The 18,398-nt window shown below is 65.3% G+C and carries 16 protein-coding genes, 1 other RNA gene and 1 pseudogene; 14 read left to right on the top strand and 4 right to left on the bottom strand.

Annotated features, from left to right (window positions below; genetic code table 11):
• Positions 1–39: 39 nt before the first annotated feature.
• Positions 40–2,022, bottom strand: coding sequence for a transketolase (gene tkt / locus MTX19_RS34460; protein ID WP_280985688.1), 1,983 nt, complete (start codon positions 2,020–2,022; stop codon positions 40–42).
• Between the two features lie 334 nt (positions 2,023–2,356).
• Here tkt and MTX19_RS34455 point away from each other — a divergent pair, with 334 nt between their 5' ends.
• The 6 genes from MTX19_RS34455 to MTX19_RS34430 all read left to right on the top strand — a co-directional run bounded on the left by MTX19_RS34455 (position 2,357) and on the right by MTX19_RS34430 (position 7,031).
• Complete coding sequence (locus MTX19_RS34455; protein ID WP_280981184.1) at positions 2,357–2,677, top strand: DUF4164 domain-containing protein; 321 nt, start codon at positions 2,357–2,359, stop codon at positions 2,675–2,677.
• Positions 2,674–3,057, top strand: coding sequence for a cell division protein ZapA (locus MTX19_RS34450; protein ID WP_280981183.1), 384 nt, complete (start codon positions 2,674–2,676; stop codon positions 3,055–3,057). The genes MTX19_RS34455 and MTX19_RS34450 overlap by 4 nt, the downstream gene beginning before the upstream one ends.
• A 504-nt stretch (positions 3,058–3,561) precedes the next feature.
• Positions 3,562–4,884 carry a group II intron reverse transcriptase/maturase gene (gene ltrA / locus MTX19_RS34445; RefSeq protein ID WP_280980119.1) on the top strand — a complete coding sequence of 441 codons (1,323 nt, stop codon included), beginning with the start codon at positions 3,562–3,564 and terminating at the stop codon, positions 4,882–4,884.
• 317 nt (positions 4,885–5,201) lie between these two features.
• Positions 5,202–5,362, top strand: a non-coding RNA gene (gene ssrS / locus MTX19_RS34440) — 6S RNA.
• 260 nt (positions 5,363–5,622) lie between these two features.
• Entirely contained in the window at positions 5,623–6,201 is a 579-nt protein-coding gene (locus MTX19_RS34435) for a 5-formyltetrahydrofolate cyclo-ligase (RefSeq protein ID WP_280981182.1), read from the top strand.
• A 2-nt stretch (positions 6,202–6,203) separates the two neighbouring features.
• Positions 6,204–7,031 (top strand): TIGR00282 family metallophosphoesterase, encoded by an 828-nt coding sequence (locus MTX19_RS34430; protein ID WP_280981181.1) that lies wholly within the window; start codon positions 6,204–6,206, stop codon positions 7,029–7,031.
• A 267-nt stretch (positions 7,032–7,298) separates the two neighbouring features.
• Here MTX19_RS34430 and MTX19_RS34425 read toward each other — a convergent pair whose 3' ends face one another.
• Together MTX19_RS34425 and MTX19_RS34420 are read right to left on the bottom strand one after the other, a co-directional pair.
• A complete protein-coding gene (locus MTX19_RS34425) occupies positions 7,299–8,723 on the bottom strand; it encodes a methyl-accepting chemotaxis protein (protein ID WP_280981180.1) in 1,425 nt (474 codons plus the stop codon).
• Between the two features lie 214 nt (positions 8,724–8,937).
• Positions 8,938–10,685 (bottom strand): annotated as a pseudogene (locus MTX19_RS34420) (methyl-accepting chemotaxis protein).
• 198 nt (positions 10,686–10,883) lie between these two features.
• On the opposite strand from MTX19_RS34420, the gene MTX19_RS34415 reads away from it, so the two are divergent.
• The 7 genes from MTX19_RS34415 (at position 10,884) to MTX19_RS34385 (ending at position 16,797) form a co-directional block, all read left to right on the top strand.
• Positions 10,884–11,630, top strand: a complete 747-nt coding sequence (locus tag MTX19_RS34415; RefSeq protein ID WP_280981179.1) for a YebC/PmpR family DNA-binding transcriptional regulator — start codon at positions 10,884–10,886, stop codon at positions 11,628–11,630.
• A 178-nt stretch (positions 11,631–11,808) separates the two neighbouring features.
• Positions 11,809–12,336: a crossover junction endodeoxyribonuclease RuvC gene (ruvC, locus tag MTX19_RS34410; RefSeq protein ID WP_280981178.1), complete on the top strand. Its 528-nt coding sequence runs from the start codon at positions 11,809–11,811 to the stop codon at positions 12,334–12,336.
• Positions 12,337–12,682: 346 nt separating this feature from the next.
• Positions 12,683–13,300, top strand: a complete 618-nt coding sequence (gene ruvA / locus MTX19_RS34405; RefSeq protein WP_280975665.1) for a Holliday junction branch migration protein RuvA — start codon at positions 12,683–12,685, stop codon at positions 13,298–13,300.
• Between the two features lie 220 nt (positions 13,301–13,520).
• Positions 13,521–14,570 carry a Holliday junction branch migration DNA helicase RuvB gene (ruvB, locus tag MTX19_RS34400; protein ID WP_280981177.1) on the top strand — a complete coding sequence of 350 codons (1,050 nt, stop codon included), beginning with the start codon at positions 13,521–13,523 and terminating at the stop codon, positions 14,568–14,570.
• A gap of 241 nt (positions 14,571–14,811) precedes the next feature.
• Positions 14,812–15,729 (top strand): metallophosphoesterase, encoded by a 918-nt coding sequence (locus MTX19_RS34395; RefSeq protein ID WP_280981176.1) that lies wholly within the window; start codon positions 14,812–14,814, stop codon positions 15,727–15,729.
• Between the two features lie 66 nt (positions 15,730–15,795).
• Positions 15,796–16,245, top strand: coding sequence for a tol-pal system-associated acyl-CoA thioesterase (gene ybgC / locus MTX19_RS34390; protein ID WP_280975668.1), 450 nt, complete (start codon positions 15,796–15,798; stop codon positions 16,243–16,245).
• An 84-nt stretch (positions 16,246–16,329) separates the two neighbouring features.
• Positions 16,330–16,797 carry a nuclear transport factor 2 family protein gene (locus MTX19_RS34385; protein WP_280981175.1) on the top strand — a complete coding sequence of 156 codons (468 nt, stop codon included), beginning with the start codon at positions 16,330–16,332 and terminating at the stop codon, positions 16,795–16,797.
• A gap of 141 nt (positions 16,798–16,938) precedes the next feature.
• Here the strand turns inward: MTX19_RS34385 and MTX19_RS34380 are convergent, their stop codons facing one another.
• Positions 16,939–17,583: a glutathione binding-like protein gene (locus tag MTX19_RS34380; RefSeq protein ID WP_280981174.1), complete on the bottom strand. Its 645-nt coding sequence runs from the start codon at positions 17,581–17,583 to the stop codon at positions 16,939–16,941.
• 98 nt (positions 17,584–17,681) lie between these two features.
• Between MTX19_RS34380 and MTX19_RS34375 the strand changes: the two genes are divergently transcribed.
• A complete protein-coding gene (locus MTX19_RS34375; RefSeq protein WP_280985687.1) occupies positions 17,682–18,338 on the top strand; it encodes a TetR/AcrR family transcriptional regulator in 657 nt (218 codons plus the stop codon).
• Positions 18,339–18,398 lie beyond the last annotated feature (60 nt).

Below are 18,398 nucleotides of genomic sequence, written 5' to 3'. Positions count from 1 at the left end.
CGCAAGCTCAACCGTCGGCCGGCGGGTGTCTGGCCGGCGTCAGATGCGCTTCAGCGCAGCGTTAACGACGGCCTCAGCAGTAATGCCGAAGTGTTTGAAAAGGTCCTTCCCCGGGGCGCTGGCGCCGAAACTGCGCATGCCCACGAATTCGCCATCATGGCCGATCACGGCATCCCAACCCCAGCGCACGGCGGCTTCGACCGCGATTTTGACCGGAGCGTTGCCGATAATGGCATTTTGGCGCTCGGCGGGCTGCGCCAGCAGCAATTCCAGCGAAGGCACCGAAACCACTCGCGTCGCGATGCCGCGTCCGGCGAGCTGCTTCTGCGCCTCGACCGCGAGCTGGACCTCGGAACCGGAGGCGAACAATGACACTTTTGCGTCACCCTGCGCCGCCACCAGCTCATAGGCGCCGTGGCTGCACGGGTTGTCGTTCGGCGCCGTGGTGCGGAGCTGCGGCAGGTTCTGGCGGGTCAGCGCCAGCACGGTCGGCCCTTCGACACGATTGAGCGCCAGTTCCCAGCACTCGGCGGTCTCGACGGCGTCGCAGGGACGGAACACGCGCATGTTGGGCATCGCGCGCAGCGCCGAGAGGTGCTCGACCGGCTGGTGCGTCGGGCCGTCCTCGCCGAGGCCGATCGAGTCATGGGTCATGACATAGACGACGCCAGTGCCCATCAGCGCCGACAGCCGTATCGCGCCGCGCGCATAGTCGGTGAACACCAGGAAGGTCGCGCCGTTCGGCGCGAAGCCGCCATGCAGGAAGATGCCGTTCAGGCACGCCGCCATGCCGTGCTCGCGGATGCCGTAATGGATGAAGCGGCCCTTCGGCGTCTTGGCGGCGAACGCCACCGCCGACTTCGCCTTGTTGTTGTTCGAGCCGGTGAGATCGGCGGAGCCGGCCACGAATTCCATCGGCATCGCGGCGGCGATCACCTCGATCGCGGCCTCCGACGATTTACGGGTCGCGACATTGAGCGGATTCTCCAAGAGCGCCTTCTTGTGCGCGCGCAGCGCCTTGGCGAGCGACTGCGGGCGCTCGTGGCGCAGGCGGCGCTCGAACTCGGCGCGCTTGCGGCTGCCGAGCTGGGCGAACTGCTCATCCCACGCCTTGTGCGCGGCGGCGCCGCGGCTGCCGGCTTCGCGCCAGGCCTTCAGCACGTCATCCGGCACCGAGAACGGCTCGAGCGAGATACCGAGATTTTCCTTGGCGGCCTTCAACTCGTCGGCGCCGAGCGCCTCGCCATGCGCCTTGGCGGTGCCGGCCTTGTGCGGTGCGCCGTAGCCGATCGTGGTCTTGCAGGCGATCAGCGACGGCTTGTTCGACTTCTGCGCGCGGGTGATCGCGGCGGCGATCGCCTTCGGATCCTGGCCGTCGATCAGCTCTGCGGCCCAGCCGGCCGACTTGAAGCGCTTCACCTGGTCGACGGAATCCGCGAGCGAGGTCGGGCCGTCGATCGAGATGCCGTTGTCGTCATACAGCACGATCATCTTGTTGAGCCGCCAGTGACCGGCCAGCGCGATCGCTTCCTGCGAGATGCCTTCCATCAGGTCGCCGTCGGAGGCGAGCACATAGGTGTGGTGGTTGACGATCTTCTTGCCGAACTCGGCGGCGAGCATCTTCTCGGCCAGCGCCATGCCGACCGCCGTCGCGATACCCTGGCCGAGCGGGCCAGTGGTGGTCTCGATGCCCTTGGTGTGGAAATTCTCCGGGTGTCCCGGCGTCATCGATCCGAGCTGGCGGAAATGCTTGATCTGGTCGAGCGTCATGTCCTTGTTGCCGGTGAGGTACAGCAAGGCATAGAGCAGCATCGAGCCGTGGCCGGCCGACAGCACGAAGCGGTCGCGATCGGGCCAAGCCGTGTCGGCCGCATCGAATTTCAGGAATTGCGTGAACAGTACCGTGGCGATGTCGGCGGCACCCATCGGCAGGCCCGGATGGCCGGAATTCGCCTTCTCGACGGCGTCCATGGCAAGGCCACGGATCGCATTGGCCATACGGGTGTGATCGACCTGCGTCATGATGAAAGTCCGCCTGAAATGAGGAGTTGGTTGCGGGACGCATCGGGGCGGGCAGCCGCGACACGCGCGTGATGGCCTTACGGGGTTGAGGGGTGGATTAGCACCTCAAATCCTCAAGTCCAAGGCGATCAAATGCCCCAAAACGGGGAAAAGTTGCTCGAAATCGACCATTTCGATTGTTCGGTGCATAGCTCTGCGCCGACATTGCGCTGGGCTCGCTCGCCACGTAAATTTCATCCCCTAACCGCTTGCCGATACGCCGGTTTTGCCGTGCGGCAGGCTAACCTCAAGCAGGCTACCCAGGCCAACTTACGAAGGGTCCGCGCCGCGTGTCATGAGTGATCGTCCCGCCAACGGGTCTGGCAATACCGAGGCACCTCTTGCCGATATCGATGCTGCGACAAAGCGGCTGATGGCGGCGCTCGATGCGCTGGAGAGCTCGGTGGAGCGGCGGCGCGAGGCCGATCGCGACGAGAACGAGCTGGCGAGCCGGATTCAGGCGCTCGGCGCCGATCGCTCCAGGCTCGCCGACGAGCTCGACGGATCGCTGGTGAAGACGCGCAAGCTCGAGCGCGCCAATCGCGAGATCGCGGAAAGGCTCGACGCGGCGATCGGCACCATTCGCGCCGTGCTGGAGGGCGGAGAGACGAGATGAGCCATATCAACGTCACCATCAACGGCCGGCAATATCGGATGGCCTGCGAGGAGGGCCAGGAGGTGCGGCTGCTCAAGCTCGCGGAAAACCTCGAGCAGCGCATCGAATCGCTGCGCGGCAAGTTCGGCGAGATCGGCGATGCGCGGCTGACGGTGATGGCGGCGCTCACCGCCTGCGACGAACTGGTCGACGCCGGATCGCGCATCCGCAACCTCGAGGAAGAGGTCGAACAGCTGCGCAGCGCGCGCGTTGCCGCCGCCGACCGCGCCCGCGCGACCCAGGTCGCCGTCTGCAATGCGCTCAACGCCGCGGCCGAGCGGATCGAGCACACCACGCAGGTGCTCAACCGCACCATCGGCGGCGGGATCGCGATCGGTTAGCCCGGCTGTGTCAGTGCGCCCCGACGGCGCGCATCACCAGTGGAGGAGGATTCCACCCAGATAGTTGTCGATTGATCTGGTAGCTGACGAGCGGATCGGTCGGGTAACCGGCCGGTTCGAAGCCTCGTGACAAAGGCCGCCTTGGGCGGTCGAGCAATCCAGCGGGCCGTAATATGAGTGAAGTCTGAGCAGGCCTCGAAAGTGAAGATGCGGATGCCGACCCGCCTGAGATACGGGGAAGGCCGTGTGGATAGGGAAGCAATCGACGTGCGCACCTGTTTGATCCGCCGGGGTAGTGGACTCGGCACGCTGGAAGGGCGATGCGGGTAATCGGGGGAGACCCGCAGCGGGCGGAGGTCGCGTCTTCAACGTCGCAATTGGCGGCGGCCTGCAGCGGGAGTCGGACAGGGACGCGGTACCGTTGAAACCGGGTAATGCCGGCGGAGGGAAGGTCCCTGACTTCTGGTGTGCTTTCAAAGACGGTGAGGAAACAGGTGATTGGCGATGAGCCTCGAAACGCCTGAAAGGATCAGGACCCTTCAGAGAAAGCTCTATTGCAAGGCGAAGGCGGAGCCTGCCTACCGCTTCTATTTGCTCTACGACAAGATCTGCCGTGAGGACATTCTGCGCCACGCCTACGCGCTGGCCCGTGCCAATGCGGGTGCGCCTGGTGTTGACGGGGTGACCTTTGAGCAGATCGAGGCGTCGGGCGTGGAAGCATGGTTAGCGGGGCTGCGCGAGGACCTCGTTTCGAAGACGTACCGACCCGATCCGGTGCGGCGGGTGATGATCCCGAAGCCCGGGGGAGGCGAGCGCGCGCTCGGCATTCCCACGATCCGCTGTCGCGTCATTCAGACTGCCGCCAAACTCGTGTTGGAACCGATATTCGAAGCGGACTTCGAGGACAGTGCTTATGGCTATCGTCCGCGTCGCAGCGCGGTCGATGCGATCAAGGAAACGCACCGGCTGATTTGCCGGGGCTATACCGACGTGGTTGACGCCGATTTGTCGAAATATTTCGACACGATCCCGCATTCGGACCTCCTCAAATCGGTGGCCCGACGCATCGTTGACCGGCATGTGCTGTGGCTGATCAAGCTGTGGCTGCAAGCGCCGGTCGAGGAGCGGGACGGCAACGGGAAGCGGCGCATGAGTGGCGGCAAGAACAGCAAGCGCGGCACACCGCAAGGCGGTGTTGCAAGCCCGCTGCTCTCCGTCATCTATATGAACCGGTTCCTGAAGCATTGGCGATTGACCGGACGCGGCGAAGCCTTCCGCGCCCACATCGTCTCGTACGCCGACGACTTCGTCATCCTCAGCCGCGGCTATGCGCACGAGGCTCTGGCGTGGACGAAAGCGGTGATGACGAAACTCGGGCTGACGCTCAACGAGGCGAAAACCTCGGTGAAGGATGCCCGGCGCGAGAGCTTCGACTTCCTTGGTTATAGCTTCGGGCCGCATCGGTACCGGAAAGATGGCCATTGGTATCTGGGCGCGAGCCCGTCCAAGAAGAGTGTTCAGCGGCTCAAAGCCAAGGTGAGCGATATCCTGGTCCCCGGCAACACCGGGTGCTGGCTTGACGTGCGTGACCGGCTCAATCGCTTGTTGCGAGGCTGGAGCACGTACTTCGGCTACGGCACTCGGAAACCGGCGTACCGGACCGTCGATAACCATGTGTACGAACGGGTCCGCGGATTCCTGGTCCGACGTCACAAGGTGCCGTCGCGTGGCACCCGCCTCTTCCCGCGAGAGGCTGTGTTTGGCGCGCTCGGGGTCTTGCACCTCCGACGCGTCCACTTGGGACCGCCGCCGTGGGCCTTGCACTGAAGCCAGTCGGAAAGCCGGATGCGGTAGCTCCGCACGTCCGGTTTGATGAGCGAGGAAGGGAAACGGGGCGTTGCCGAATGGCCCAAGCTACCGCGCCCTTCCCCGACTCTACCAAGCCCCTCATGGTGAGGAGCGCCAACGGGTCCGCGCAAGGCGCGGCCCGATGACAGGCGCCGCGCGTCTCGAACCATGAGGCCCCGGCTGTGGCCCACATCCTTCGAGACGCCCGCCTGTCCCGGGCTCCTCAGGATGAGGGGTTATGACGCAGTAGAACTAGTCGCTGGCGGAAGAACCACTTCGTCGCTACATTAGCCGCCGCGAAGCTGCGTCGTGCGTCAGGAGCCATATATCCCCGGGGCCTTATCGATCCTTTAGGGAACTGTCCCTGGCCGGGTCCGTGGACCCGGACATATGGTGCCCACCTACTTTCGTAGGGAACTCCGGGATCGAGCGCTCCAACGGCCTCTGCGGCTTCGCACGCTAAAGCGCGATGAGGTCATCGCGCTTTAGCGTTGTGTTTGAGCATGATCTCCGCGGAAGACCGCTTCGCACTTTTCCGGATCGTGCTTCGAGTTTTTGCTGTTTCCGTATCGCCGCGTTGCGGCGGTTTGAGCGAGTAGCCGTGACTGCCCCACCGATGCGGGGTATCCAGTACGCCGCGGCCTGGCCGCAAGATTGCGGGCGTCTCTGGAATTTTTGATTGTCCGCTGTCGCGGACGATGACAGCGGAAGATGGTCATGCATGCATCTCCATCGAAGGCCGAACTCCGGGCGCTGGCGCTGGCCAAGCGCGATGCGCTGAGCGACGAGCAGCGCCGCGCTGCAGCCGAGGCGCTGGCGAAACGCGGCGCGCCGTTTGAGATCACTTCAGGCATGATCGTGTCGGGCTATTCGCCGATCCGCAGCGAGATCGATCCGACACCGCTGATGCTGAAGCTTGCAGCCAAGGGCGCGCGGCTCGCGCTGCCCTGCGTCAATGCGCGCGGCCAGTCGCTGACCTTCCGTGCCTGGTCACCGAATGAGAGGCTGATGCTCGGGCCGCTCGGCATCCCCGAGCCGTCGCCGGCCGCCGCCGAGGTGCATCCGGACGTGATGCTGGTGCCGCTTGCCGCCTTCGACCGGCTCGGCCATCGCATCGGCTACGGCGCCGGCTATTACGACTATACCTTCGCACATCTGCGCAAGGCCAAGCATGTAATCGGCGTCGGGCTTGCGTTCGCCGCGCAGGAAACCAAGGTGATCCCGGCGTTGTCGCACGACGTTCCGCTGGATTATGTGCTAACGGAGCGTAAGACGTTCGATTTCCGGAGTGCCTAGCATTGCGTATTCTCTTCGTTGGTGACGTCGTCGGCAGGACCGGCCGCACCGCCATCACCGACCATCTTCCCGGCATGATCAGGGACTGGTCGCTGGATCTCGTCATCGTCAATGGCGAAAACTCCGCCGGCGGATTCGGCATTACCGAGGCGATCTACCAGGAGCTGCTCGACGCCGGCGCCGACGCGATCACGCTCGGCAACCACGCCTGGAATCAGAAGGAAGCGCTGGTCTTCATCGAGCGCGCGCCGCGGCTGATCCGCCCGCTGAACTTCCCGCGCCATTCCCCCGGCCGTGGGGCGACGCTGATCGACACCAAGAACGGCAAGCGTGCGCTGGTCATCAATGCGATCGGCCGCGTGTTCATGGAGCCGTCCGCCAACGATCCCTTCAGCGCGGTCGAGCGCGAGCTCGATGCTTGCCCGTTGCGCGAGGGCGCCGACGCCATCGTCGTCGATTTCCATGGCGAGGCGACCAGCGAGAAGCAGGGCATGGGCTTCTTCTGCGACGGCCGCGTCAGCCTCGTGGTCGGCACTCACACCCACGTGCCGACCGCCGACCACCAGGTGCTGCCTGGCGGCACCGCCTATATGAGCGACGCCGGCATGACCGGCGACTACGATTCGGTGATCGGCATGCAGAAGGAGGAGCCGCTGCAGCGTTTCCTCACCGGCATTCCGTCCGCCCGTTTCGAGCCGGCCGCCGGCGTTGCGACGCTGAGCGGCGTCGCGGTGGAGACCGACGATGCGACCGGGCTTGCGGTGAAGGTCGCGCCGGTGCGCGCCGGCGGCCGGCTTGCGCCCGCGGTGCCGGAGTTCTGGGTGACGTGATCGCGAGTGCGTAGCCCGGATGGAGCGAAGCGAAATCCGGGATTCTCGTCCGCGGGCATGTTGGTCCCGGATTGCGCTTCGCTCCATCCGGGCTACCGATCCATCCACGTCATTGCGACCTCACGGGTCGCGCGAACGCGCGCCCGATGACAGGCTCCGCGAAGCAATCCATGGCACGCAAGCGTCGGCACCGATTGCTTCGTCGCTTCAGCGCAAAATTGCTTTGCAATTTTATCGCGAACTGCTCAGCAATGACGGCTGCGCCACTCAGTTCTGCCGGAAGCCCATCCGGAATGCGCCCCAGTGCTGGCCGCCGACGAAGATCGGCGATGACAGGTCCTTCATCAGCACGAAATTGCCGCCGCCCATGTCGCGACGGTAGGTCTGCAGCAGGAACGGTTTTGTATTTGCCGCGACCTTTTTCACCGCGCGGTCATTGAACAGGCGGCGGTTGCGGCAATTGGCGTTGTTCCAGACCGGATCGGGGCCTTGCGGCAGCCGGTAGTTCGGATTGTGGGTCGGCAGATAGCCGCCCTTGGCCCAGGCGACGCAGAACACGATGCGCGGGTCGCTCTTCTGGATCGGATCCTGGATCGCGGGCAGCACGCGGTCGGTGAAGGCCACGTAATCGGTGAGGTACTGTTTCGGATCGGTGCCCGATATCTCGCGGTATTTCTCGTCCATCAATTGCGCGAGCGTGATCTCGCCGCGCGCGATCGCATGCTCGAACAGGTCCGAGATCTGCTTTGCGGTCTCGATCACGACGCGGATCAACGGCGCGTCCAAGGTCTGCACACCGCTATCTGCGATCATCGCGATCAGGTGTTCCGAGGTTTCGAGCAGTTTCGTCACTCGCTCGTCGGCGTGCTTGAGGTCACGCGAGGAGAGATCGACGCCTTTGGCAAGCTCGTTCAGCTCCGCAATCACGGTGTCGCAATGACCGAGATTCGAGGTCGCGGCGCGCGCCACGCTGTCGATCTCGGCGCCGACAGATGAAAAGCCCTGCTGCACGCGCATGATGATGCCGGAAATCTGCTGGGCTCCTTCGCCAGCGCTCTTTGCGCGCAGTGAGGCGTCGCTGCTCTCGCCGATCAGGCTGCCGATCTGGCCGTCGAGATCGCGCACGGTGTCGGAAATCTGATGCGTCGCCTGGCGGGTCGCCTCCGCCAGGCTCTTCACTTCGCTCGCGACCACGGCAAAGCCGCGACCGGCGGTGCCGGCGCGCGCGGCCTCGATGGTGGCGTTGAGTGCGAGCAGGTTGGTCTGCTTCGCGATCGCCTCGATCGAACCTGAGACCTTGGCGACCTGGCTCAGCGCGGAGCCGACTGCGGCAAGCCGCGCCTCGATCCGTCCGACCGCGGCAACGAGCTCTGCGATGTGACCGACCGCGGTCTCGACCACGCTGCGAGACTCCGAGATCTGGCCGACCGCGGCGGATGTGGTCGATTGCACCGCCTGCGACGCATTGGCGATGTCGCGATTGGCCGAGACCATGGTCTCGGCGGTCTTCTGCAAATGGTGGAAGCGCTCCGACTGGTTGCTGACGCGGTTTGCCACCTCCTGGACGTTGCCGGCGATGTCGGCCAGCTCCACACCGAGCCCGCCGATCCGGTTGGCGAGCTGGTCGATGAGCCGTTCGGCCAGCGTCTGGTCGGAGGACGTGTCCAGAACTGCAGCTTGCGCAACCGACATTTTCGAGCTTCCTCCGTCAGAACCGCCCGTCGACCCGTCGCGGCATTCTCCGTTCCGATCCTAAAGCGCGATTCGCGCCTTCGTCTTGCCTGAGCGTGCACTGGTGCGTTTCGTCGCGTAGCCCGGATGGAGTGAAACGAAATCCGGGGTTCTCGACCGTGGGCACGTTGGTCCCGGATTACGCTGCGCTCCATCCGGGCTACAGAAATTCTCGTCAAAGCTTGTAGGCGGTGCGGAAGCCGCCCCAGTGCCGTCCGCGCACACGGATCGGCACGTCGATCTCGCGCATCATCACGGTCGTGCCGTTGCCCATGTCGCGCGCATAGGTCTGGATCAGATAGGCGCGCTGGTTGCGGCCAGCGGCAAGCCCCGCCGGATCGTTGAAGATGCGGCGGTTGCGGCAGTTGGCGGTGTTGTAGGTGACATCGCCCGGCCGCTGCGGATGCGAGTAGAGCTTGTTGTGGACGGGCAGATAACCGTTCTGGTCGATCGCGACGCAGAACGCCATCCGCGGATCCCTGGCGAGGAACGCTTCCTGGAACGGCGGCAGCGCGCGCTCCGCCCAATCGAGCATTTTGGTGCGGTACTGCACCGGATTGGTGCCCGGTATCTCGACATAGTCGGTGTCGAACAGGTCGTCGATCGTGACTGCACCGTTTGCGATGGCGTTCTCGAAGATTTTAGTCAGCGCGCCGCCTGCTTCCATCGCACGGGTGACGAACTCGGTATTCTCCTCGTGGATCGCCCACATCCTGTCTTCGATCTTCTCGCGCAGCTCGGCGGTCGGCGCCTCGAACCGCGCCTGTGCGCCGGCCCTGGAGCGTTCGCCGATCCTGATGCGGCAGGCGCCGATATCCTGCAAGGTCGCGCTCAGGTTCTCATGCGCAGGGAGCTTGTCGGCCTCCGGCCCGCCGATCAGGAGGCCGTCCATCGCAAGCTCGTAGACCGGCGCGGTGATAGTGCCGCGCGCGGTCTTGATCTCGATGCCGAGGCTGCAGGGCAGGCGCTCGTTCCTGCGGTGATCCTCGCACTCGTTCTGCCGCAGCGCGTCTTCAGCTTCTGGGCGAAGGCGGTCACGGCCTTGCCGGCCCTGGCGACGTTGTCGCCATGCGCTGCGGCTTCCTGCGTTGCGCTGTCGATCTCGCCGGCGCTGGTTCCGACCGAGACGATGAAGTGAGACGCGGAGGCGGCGTTCTGGCCGATCTCGCCGGTGATCTGGTTCTGCTCGACGACTGCGCCGTTGACGTGCTCGAAGACCGGGCGGATCGCTTCGATCGCCTGCGAGATGCGGTGCACGGCGTCCGCGGATCCAGTGGCGTCCTTCTGCAGCGCCTCGATCTTCTTGGTGATCTCCTCGGTCGCGCTCTGGGTCTGCACCGCGAGCGCCTTGACCTCGGTTGCGACCACCGCAAAGCCCTTGCCTGCGGCGCCGGCGCGCGCCGCCTCGATCGTCGAGTTGAGCGCAAGCAGCGTGGTCTGGCGCGCGATCTGCGCGATCAGATTGACAACGTTGCCGATCGCGGCCGAGGATTCGCGCAGGCGGTCGACATTGGCGGTGGCTTCGCGCGCCGCGGCTGCGGCGTCGTCGGCGAGTTTGCTGGCGTTGCGCACCTGCTGGCCGATGCCGTCGGCGGAATGGGTGAACCTGTCGGCGGCTTCCGAGAATGTCGTCGCGGTGCTCTGCGCGGCGCTGGTGCGGCCGGTCAGCGCGTCGGTGCGCGCCCGGATGGTCGCAAGCGTCGCGGCCGTGGCTTCTGCACCCGCGGCTACCGAGCCTGCGGCGCGCTCGAGCTGACGGATCATGCCGCCGAGCTCGAGTTCCAATAGTTCCAGGATTTCCCTGGCCGAATCGCTCTCGGTCGAGGTGAGGGCTTCGGGCGCGACACTCGCGGCCGGAACCTCTGATTTGACGGCAGGTGCAACCGGCTCCGGCCCTCGCCTTCGAAACAAACCGAACGCCATGGGGGACTCTTGGGAATAAGGGTGGGACGGCCGATCCTCTCATCCGGTCATGAAGTCATGGTTAACAGGTGCCTCATATTCCGGCCTGCGGTAGTATCTGTGACGGAACGCCCCGCCGATCTTTGATTTTGGCCGGAGGGAGGCCTATAAGGCCGCGCTTTCCACCCCCTTTGACCTGACGCTTCCAAGAGACCTCGCATGGCCGGCCATTCCCAATTCAAGAACATCATGCACCGCAAGGGCCGGCAGGATGCCCAGCGGTCGAAGCTTTTCGGCAAGCTGGCCCGCGAAATCACCGTGGCGGCCAAGCTGGGCACCCCGGATCCGGCGATGAATCCGCGTCTGCGCGCCGCCGTGGTCGCGGCGCGCGCCGAGAACATGCCCAAGGACAATATCGAGCGCGCCATCAAGAAGGCGTCCGGCAGCGACGGCGAAAACTACGAAGAGATCCGCTACGAGGGTTATGGTCCCGGCGGCGTCGCCGTGATCGTCGAGGCACTGACCGACAACCGCAACCGCGCCGCCTCCGACATCCGCTCCTTCTTCACCAAGTCCGGCGGCAATCTCGGCGAAACCGGCTCGGTCGCCTTCATGTTCGACCGCACCGGCATCATCGAATACGACAAGAGCGTCGCCTCCGACGACGCCATGCTGGATGCGGCCATCGAGGCCGGCGCCGACGACGTGGTCTCCAGCGAGGGCGGCCACGAGGTCTACGCCTCGCAGGATACATTCCGCGAGGTCGCCAAGGCGCTGGAGGCGAAGTTCGGCGAACCGCGCAAGGCCGCGCTGACCTGGAAGCCGCAGAACACCGTCTCGGTCGACGATGAGACCGGCGAAAAGCTGTTGAAGCTGATGGACATGCTCAACGAGCACGACGACGTGCAGAACGTGTTCGCCAATTTCGAAGTGTCCGACGCGCTCATGGCGAAGATGGGCGGCTGACGCCGCTTGCATTGCTGTCATCGCCCGGCTTGACTGGGCGACCCAGTATTCCAGAGCCCTGCCGCGCATACTGGATCCCCGCTTTTCGCGGGGATGACGAGCAGGGCATGACAAGCGGGGCAGGGGATGACGCTCCGTTTGTGTTTCGTTCTCGGTGCACAGGCGGTATCACTCCCCCATGACATCGCAGCCGATTCGCTCCCCCGTCCGCATCATCGGTATCGATCCGGGCCTCCGCCGCACCGGCTGGGGCGTGATCGAGACCGAGGGCAACCGGCTGGTCTACATCGCCTGCGGCTCGGTCGAAACGCCCGATAGCCTGCCGCTCGCGAGCCGCCTGCTCGCGATCCATGAGGGGCTTGCCGCCGTGCTCGGCGACTACAGGCCGGCTGAGGCGGCGGTGGAACAGACCTTCGTCAACAAGGACGGCGTCGCCACGCTCAAGCTCGGGCAAGCGCGCGGCGTTGCCATGCTGGCGCCTGCAATGTTCGGCATCTCTGTCGCGGAATACGCGCCGAACCAGGTCAAGAAGACGGTGGTCGGCGCCGGACATGCCGAGAAGAACCAGATCCAGGTGATGTTGAAGATCCTGCTACCGAAAGCCGAGCCGCCATCCGCCGACGCGGCCGATGCGCTGGCGATCGCGATCACGCACGCGCATCACCGCCAGAGCGCCGCGCTGCGGCTGAAGGTGGCAAGCCTATGAGGGGGGACTTCGACTTCGCGCGACGTGAGGAGAGCACGCTTGTCGGGCTCCCTCCCCCCTTGCGGGGGAGAGTTGGGGAGAGGGGTAAGCCGCAGGCTCCGACGCATGAGATGCGACGGCGACCTATCAACGAAATTCGCACGGGAATCGATCACGATGTGAGCGCCGTCCGTGCTCTGCCTCATAAGGCGGAGCAAGTGGTACCCCTCTCCCTAACCTCGAGAGCGAGCTTCGCGCGCCTCGGACCCCGCAAGGGGGGAGGGAACCCTTCCGCCGGTGCTTGCCTCACCAAAGCCAACGCCAAAGCGAACGAACGCGACGCGAGCGCCAAGTCCGAGGTGGCACGATGATCGGCAAGCTCAAGGGCCTGATCGATTCCTATGGCGAGGACTATGTGATTCTCGATGTCGGCGGCGTTGGTTACCAGGTGCACTGCGCCAGCCGCACGCTGCAGGCGCTGCCGTCGCCGGGCGCGGCTGCGGTGCTGTCGATCGAGACCTATGTCCGCGAGGACCAGATCAAGCTGTTCGGCTTCCGCAGCGATCATGAGCGCGAGTGGTTTCGCCTGCTGCAGACCGTGCAGGGCGTCGGCGCCAAGGTCGCGCTCGCGGTGCTCGGCACGCTGCCGCCGACCGACCTCGCAAATGCCATCGCGCTGCGCGACAAGGCGGCGGTCGCCCGCACGCCGGGGGTCGGGCCGAAGGTCGCCGAGCGCATCGTCAGCGAATTGAAGGACAAGGCGCCCGGCTTTGCCGATGTCGATCCGGCCGTGGTGCAGCTTTCGGGCGCGATCGACAACAACCGCGCGCCGCGGCCCGTCACGGACGCGATCTCCGCGCTGGTCAATCTCGGCTACGGCCAGCCGCAGGCCGCCGCCGCGATCGCCGCCGCCTCGCGCAGCGCCGGTGAGAAGGCCGAAACCGCGCAACTGATCCGGCTGGGCCTGAAGGAATTGTCGAAGTGAACACGTTTCCGAGATTGTGCGCCACTTGGTCCGCGTGCTCCGCTGCGCTCCCTCCCCCCTTGTGGGGGAGGGTGGGGGAGAGGGGTAGCCACGGAGGCGGTCTTCGTGTGGCCCCCCTTCCCCAACCCCTAAGAGCGAGCTTGGCTCGTCTCGACCCCACAAGGGGGAGGGGAGCCCAGCCACCGCCTATGCCGCATGTGCGCAGTGCCACGTTGTGCCAATGAACACGCCCTCCCGCATCGTCACGCCCGAACGCCGCTCCGATGACGTCGGCGACACCGCGCTGCGCCCGCAGTCGCTGACGGAGTTCGTCGGCCAGGCGCAGGCGCGCAAGAATCTCTCGATCTTCATCGAGGCGGCGAAGAAGCGCGGCGAGGCGCTGGATCACGTGCTGTTCGTCGGGCCTCCGGGCCTCGGCAAGACCACGCTGGCGCAGATCGTCGCCCGCGAGCTCGGCGTCGGCTTTCGGGCCACGTCGGGCCCCGTCATCGCCAAGGCCGGCGATCTCGCCGCGCTGCTCACCAATCTCGAAGAGCGCGACGTGCTGTTCATCGACGAGATCCATCGCCTGAGCCCAGCGGTGGAAGAAGTGCTCTATCCGGCGATGGAAGATTTCCAGCTCGACCTCATCATCGGCGAGGGACCCGCGGCGCGCTCGGTGAAGATCGAGCTTTCAAAGTTCACGCTGGTCGGCGCGACGACGCGCGCAGGCCTGCTCACCAATCCGTTGCGCGACCGTTTCGGCATTCCGATCCGGCTGAACTTCTACACCGAGGAGGAGCTGGAGAAGATCGTCACCCGCGGCGCCCGCGTGCTCAACATCGGCATGAGCCCCGACGGCGCCAACGAGATCGCGCGCCGCGCCCGCGGCACGCCGCGCATCGCCGGCCGCCTGCTGCGCCGGGTCAGGGATTTTGCCTCGGCAGCGGATGCCGACTCCGTCGACCGCGGCATCGCCGATCGCGCGCTGAGTGCGCTCGAGGTCGACAGCGCCGGCCTCGATGCGATGGACCGCCGTTATCTCACAACGATCGCTTTGAACTATGGCGGCGGCCCGGTCGGCGTCGAGACCATGGCGGCGGCATTGTCGGAGCCGCGCGACGCGATCGAGGACATCATCGAGCCCTATCTGATCCAGTGCGGGTATCTGCAGCGCACGCCGCGCGGCCGTCTGTTGACCTCGCACGCCTTCCGTCATCTCGGCCTTGCCGAACCCAACCGCGATCCCGCGCAGTTCGGCCTGTTCGGCGGCAATGGTGACGAAGACTGATCCATACGCCCGGATCACCTGTAGCTGTAGTTCGCCGCCAGTATGATCTGGTCGTGCTGCCACGGTGGCCGCGGTTGCGCTCTCGAAGACGTGAAAAGACGTGTTGATGCAGCGCACGGCGCTGCCGGTAACCCTAAAGGGTAACCTTGCGGCGTGTCTGCAGGTTCTCTGCACAAACGCGGCCCAATTTCGCTTCAATCAACGGGCCTATGGTCGACCAGGTATCATTGATCGCACACCCATGATTTCACGTCGTCACTTCCTCCGCTCCGTTGGCGGATTGACCGCCGCCAGCGCCTCGACCGCGGCCTATGGCGTCAGCGAGCCGGTCGTTCGGCTCACGCTCACGCGCTACGATTTGTCGCCGCGGCGATGGCCGACGGATTTTCCGCTGAAGATCGCAGCGCTCGCCGACATTCACGCCTGCGATCCCTGGATGTCGCTCGATCGCATCGCTGACATCGTCGACCGCACCAACGCGTTGAATGCCGATATCGTCGTCATGCTCGGCGACTATGTCGCGGGGCTTCGTCATGTCACCCGCTTCATTCCGGCGTCCGAATGGGCCGCGGTGCTCGGCGGCCTGAAGGCGCCGCTCGGCGTGCACGCCATCCTCGGCAATCACGATTATTGGGAAGACAAGACCCTGCAGCGCAAGGGACAGGGCATCCCGGTTGCCCGTCGGGCGCTGGAGCGGGTGGGCATTCCCGTCTACGAGAACGATGTGGTGCGGCTGACCAAGGACGGCCGTCCGTTCTGGCTCGCCGGCCTCGGCGATCAGCTCGCCTATCTGCCGGCGCGGCGCTTTCGCCGCATCGCGCATATCGGTGTCGACGATCTCGGTGCCACGCTCGCCAAGGTCACCGACGATGCGCCGGTGATCCTGCTCGCACACGAGCCCGACATCGCGCTCCGCGTACCCTCGCGCGTCGCGCTGCAACTGTCCGGCCACACCCATGGCGGCCAGGTTCGGCTGCTCGGCTGGTCGCCCGCGGTGCCCGTGAAGCACGGCATGCGGCTCGCCTATGGCCACCTCAAGCTGAAGACCGACGTCATCGTCTCCGGCGGCCTCGGCTGCAGCATCATGCCGTTCCGCCTCGGCGTTCCCCCTGAGATCGTGCAGGTGACGCTCGGTGCAAAGGGGCCGCTGGTCTCCTGACCACGCTTGCGCCGGCGTGCTATTTTGCGCACAACGAGCGAAACGTAGCGCAATCGGGGGCCGCAATTGACCTCACCCATTCTCGACGGCCAGATCCGCGACGGTCGCCACCACATGCAGGTCCGCGTCTATTACGAGGACACCGATTTTTCCGGCATCGTCTATCACGCCAACTATCTGCGCTTCATGGAGCGCGGGCGCACCAACCATCTCCGCCTGATGGGCGCCGAGCAGCAGGCGCTGTTCGAGGAGGCGCAGGAGGAGACCGGTGGGTTTGCCTTCGTCGTGCGCTCGATGACGCTCGACTTCCTTAAACCCGCGCGGATGGACGATGTCCTCGACGTCGTCACCTGGCCGATCGCGGTGAAGGGCGCGTCCATCACGCTGGCGCAGGAGGTCAGGCGCGGCGATGACGTGCTTGTGAAGGCCGAGGTCCGCGTCGCGTTCGTCAGCGGCGGCCGCGCGCAGCCGATTCCGAAGACGATTCGCGCGTTGATGAAGGCCGATATGGCCTAGCTATCGGGCGATAGGAAACGCCCCATCGACTCTCCACGGCGCGCCGATAGATTTGCGCGTGACCACAACCGCGAGGGATCGCCGATGTCACGCCCGCCGCTTCCACCCTTCACCCGCGAGACCGCCGCGCAGAAGGCGCGCATGGCGGAGGATGCCTGGAACTCACGCGACCCCGTCCGCGTCGCGCTCGCCTATACCGAGGACAGCCGCTGGCGCAACCGCTCCGAAGTGCTTCAGGGCCGCGAGGCGATCGTGGCCTTCCTCACCCGCAAATGGGAGAAGGAGCTCGACTATCGCCTGATCAAGGATCTCTGGGCGTTCGACGGCAACCGCATCGCGGTGCGCTTCCAGTACGAGTGGCACGATGCCGACGGCAACTGGTTTCGCTCCTACGGCAACGAGCAGTGGGAGTTCGCCGAGCACGGCCTGATGCGTCGGCGCGAAGCCTCGATCAACGACATCGCGATCACGGAGAAAGACCGCCGCTTCCACTGGCCCGCCCCGGGGCCGCGCCCGGCCGATGTGCCGGGATTGGGGCAGGAGCCGTTTTAGTTGTCGTCCCGGCGAAGGCCGGGACCCATAACCACCGTCGCTGATTGGTGCGCGAGGTATCGACTCCAACCGCCCAAAATCGAGGGGCCGCGGCGTATGGGTCCCGACCTTCGCCGGGACGACGCATGGTGAGAGACCGCCCTACGCCGCAGCCTTGTGGCGGGCGATCTCGGCCTTGTAGAGCTCGAACTCCTCCGCGATCGCCTTTGCGACCGAGGGCCGCGTGCGCAGACGCTCGTAATAGGCCTTCAGCGCCGGCCACTTCGCGAGCTCGATCGGCGGCGTCGCCATGGTCCAGTTGATGACGGTGACGAGATAGGCGTCGGCGACGCTGAAATGGTCGAGCAGATAGTCGCGGCCTTTCAGGTGATCCTCGAGATAATCGAGCCGCGAGGTGTATTTCTCCAGCGCATAGGCCTTCGCCTCCGGCGGCGCCTTCTTGTCGAGCAGCGGCAGGAACAGGCCCTTGTGCAGTTCGGTGCCGATGAAGCACAGCCACTGATGCAGCCGCGAACGCTCGGCATTCGATGTCGTGCCGATACCCGCCTGCGGAAAGCGGTCTGCGACATATTGCAGGATCGCCGCGTTCTCGGTCAGCACCACGCCGTCGTCGGTGCGCAGCGCCGGCACCAGCCCGAGCGGGTTGACCTTGTTGAAGTCGGAGCCGTCGTTGCGCACCTGCTTGGTCTTGGGATCGACCTCGAGATAGTTGGCCGGCTGGTCTGCCTCGTAGAGCGCAACGCGGGTCGCCATCGAGCAGGCGAGCGGCGAGAAATAAAGGTCCATGGGTGCCTCCTTGGCGGTGCTGGGCGCGGATATTCCGGCCGTGTTGATTTTTGTACTGTCTCGAATAATATCGGAGGCGTCAAGGAATTTAATGCAAAATGGTACAAAAAAATAGGAAGCCGCCATCTGCTGCCAAGATCGATGCGCCGATAGCACCGAAACGGCGCGGGCGGCCGCGCGCCTACGTGCCCGACGTCGCGCTCGGCAAGGCGCTCGATCTGTTCAGGCGAGACGGCTTCGCCGCGACGTCGCTCGACGATCTCAGCGCCGCCACCGGAATGAACCGGCCGAGCCTCTACAGCGCGTTCGGCGACAAGCGCGAGCTCTACATCAAGAGCTACCAGCGCTATCGCGACGACGCGCGCGCCGCGATGGTCGACATCTTCCGCGCCGAGGCACCGCTCAGGGAGCGGCTGGCGCGGATCTACGCCATCGCGCTCGACATCTACACGGAAGGGGAATCGCCGCGCGGCTGCTTCACGGTGATGACCGCCGCCTCCGAAGCGGTGGCGGATCCTGATATCCGCGCCATGGTGCTGGAAGGCTTCACCGAGCTCGACAAGGCGTTTTCGATCTGCTTCCGCTTCGCCAAGGAGCGCGGCGAGTTGCCGGATACGGCCGACGCGGCTGCACTGGCTCATCTCGCATCCGCCACCATCCACACCATCGCGATCCGCGCCCGCGCCCGCGTGCCGCGCAAGGAGCTGGAAGCGATCGTGCAGGGGGCCATCGACGTGATGTGCGGGGCCAAATAGAAGCCGCGAATTTCTCTCGCGTCGCACCTGTTCTCGGGGCTCGACCTGCCCGGCTTGGGT

Source organism: Bradyrhizobium sp. ISRA464, assembly GCF_029910095.1.
GTDB lineage: Bacteria > Pseudomonadota > Alphaproteobacteria > Rhizobiales > Xanthobacteraceae > Bradyrhizobium.
This window is presented reverse-complemented; position numbering and strand designations above follow the sequence as displayed.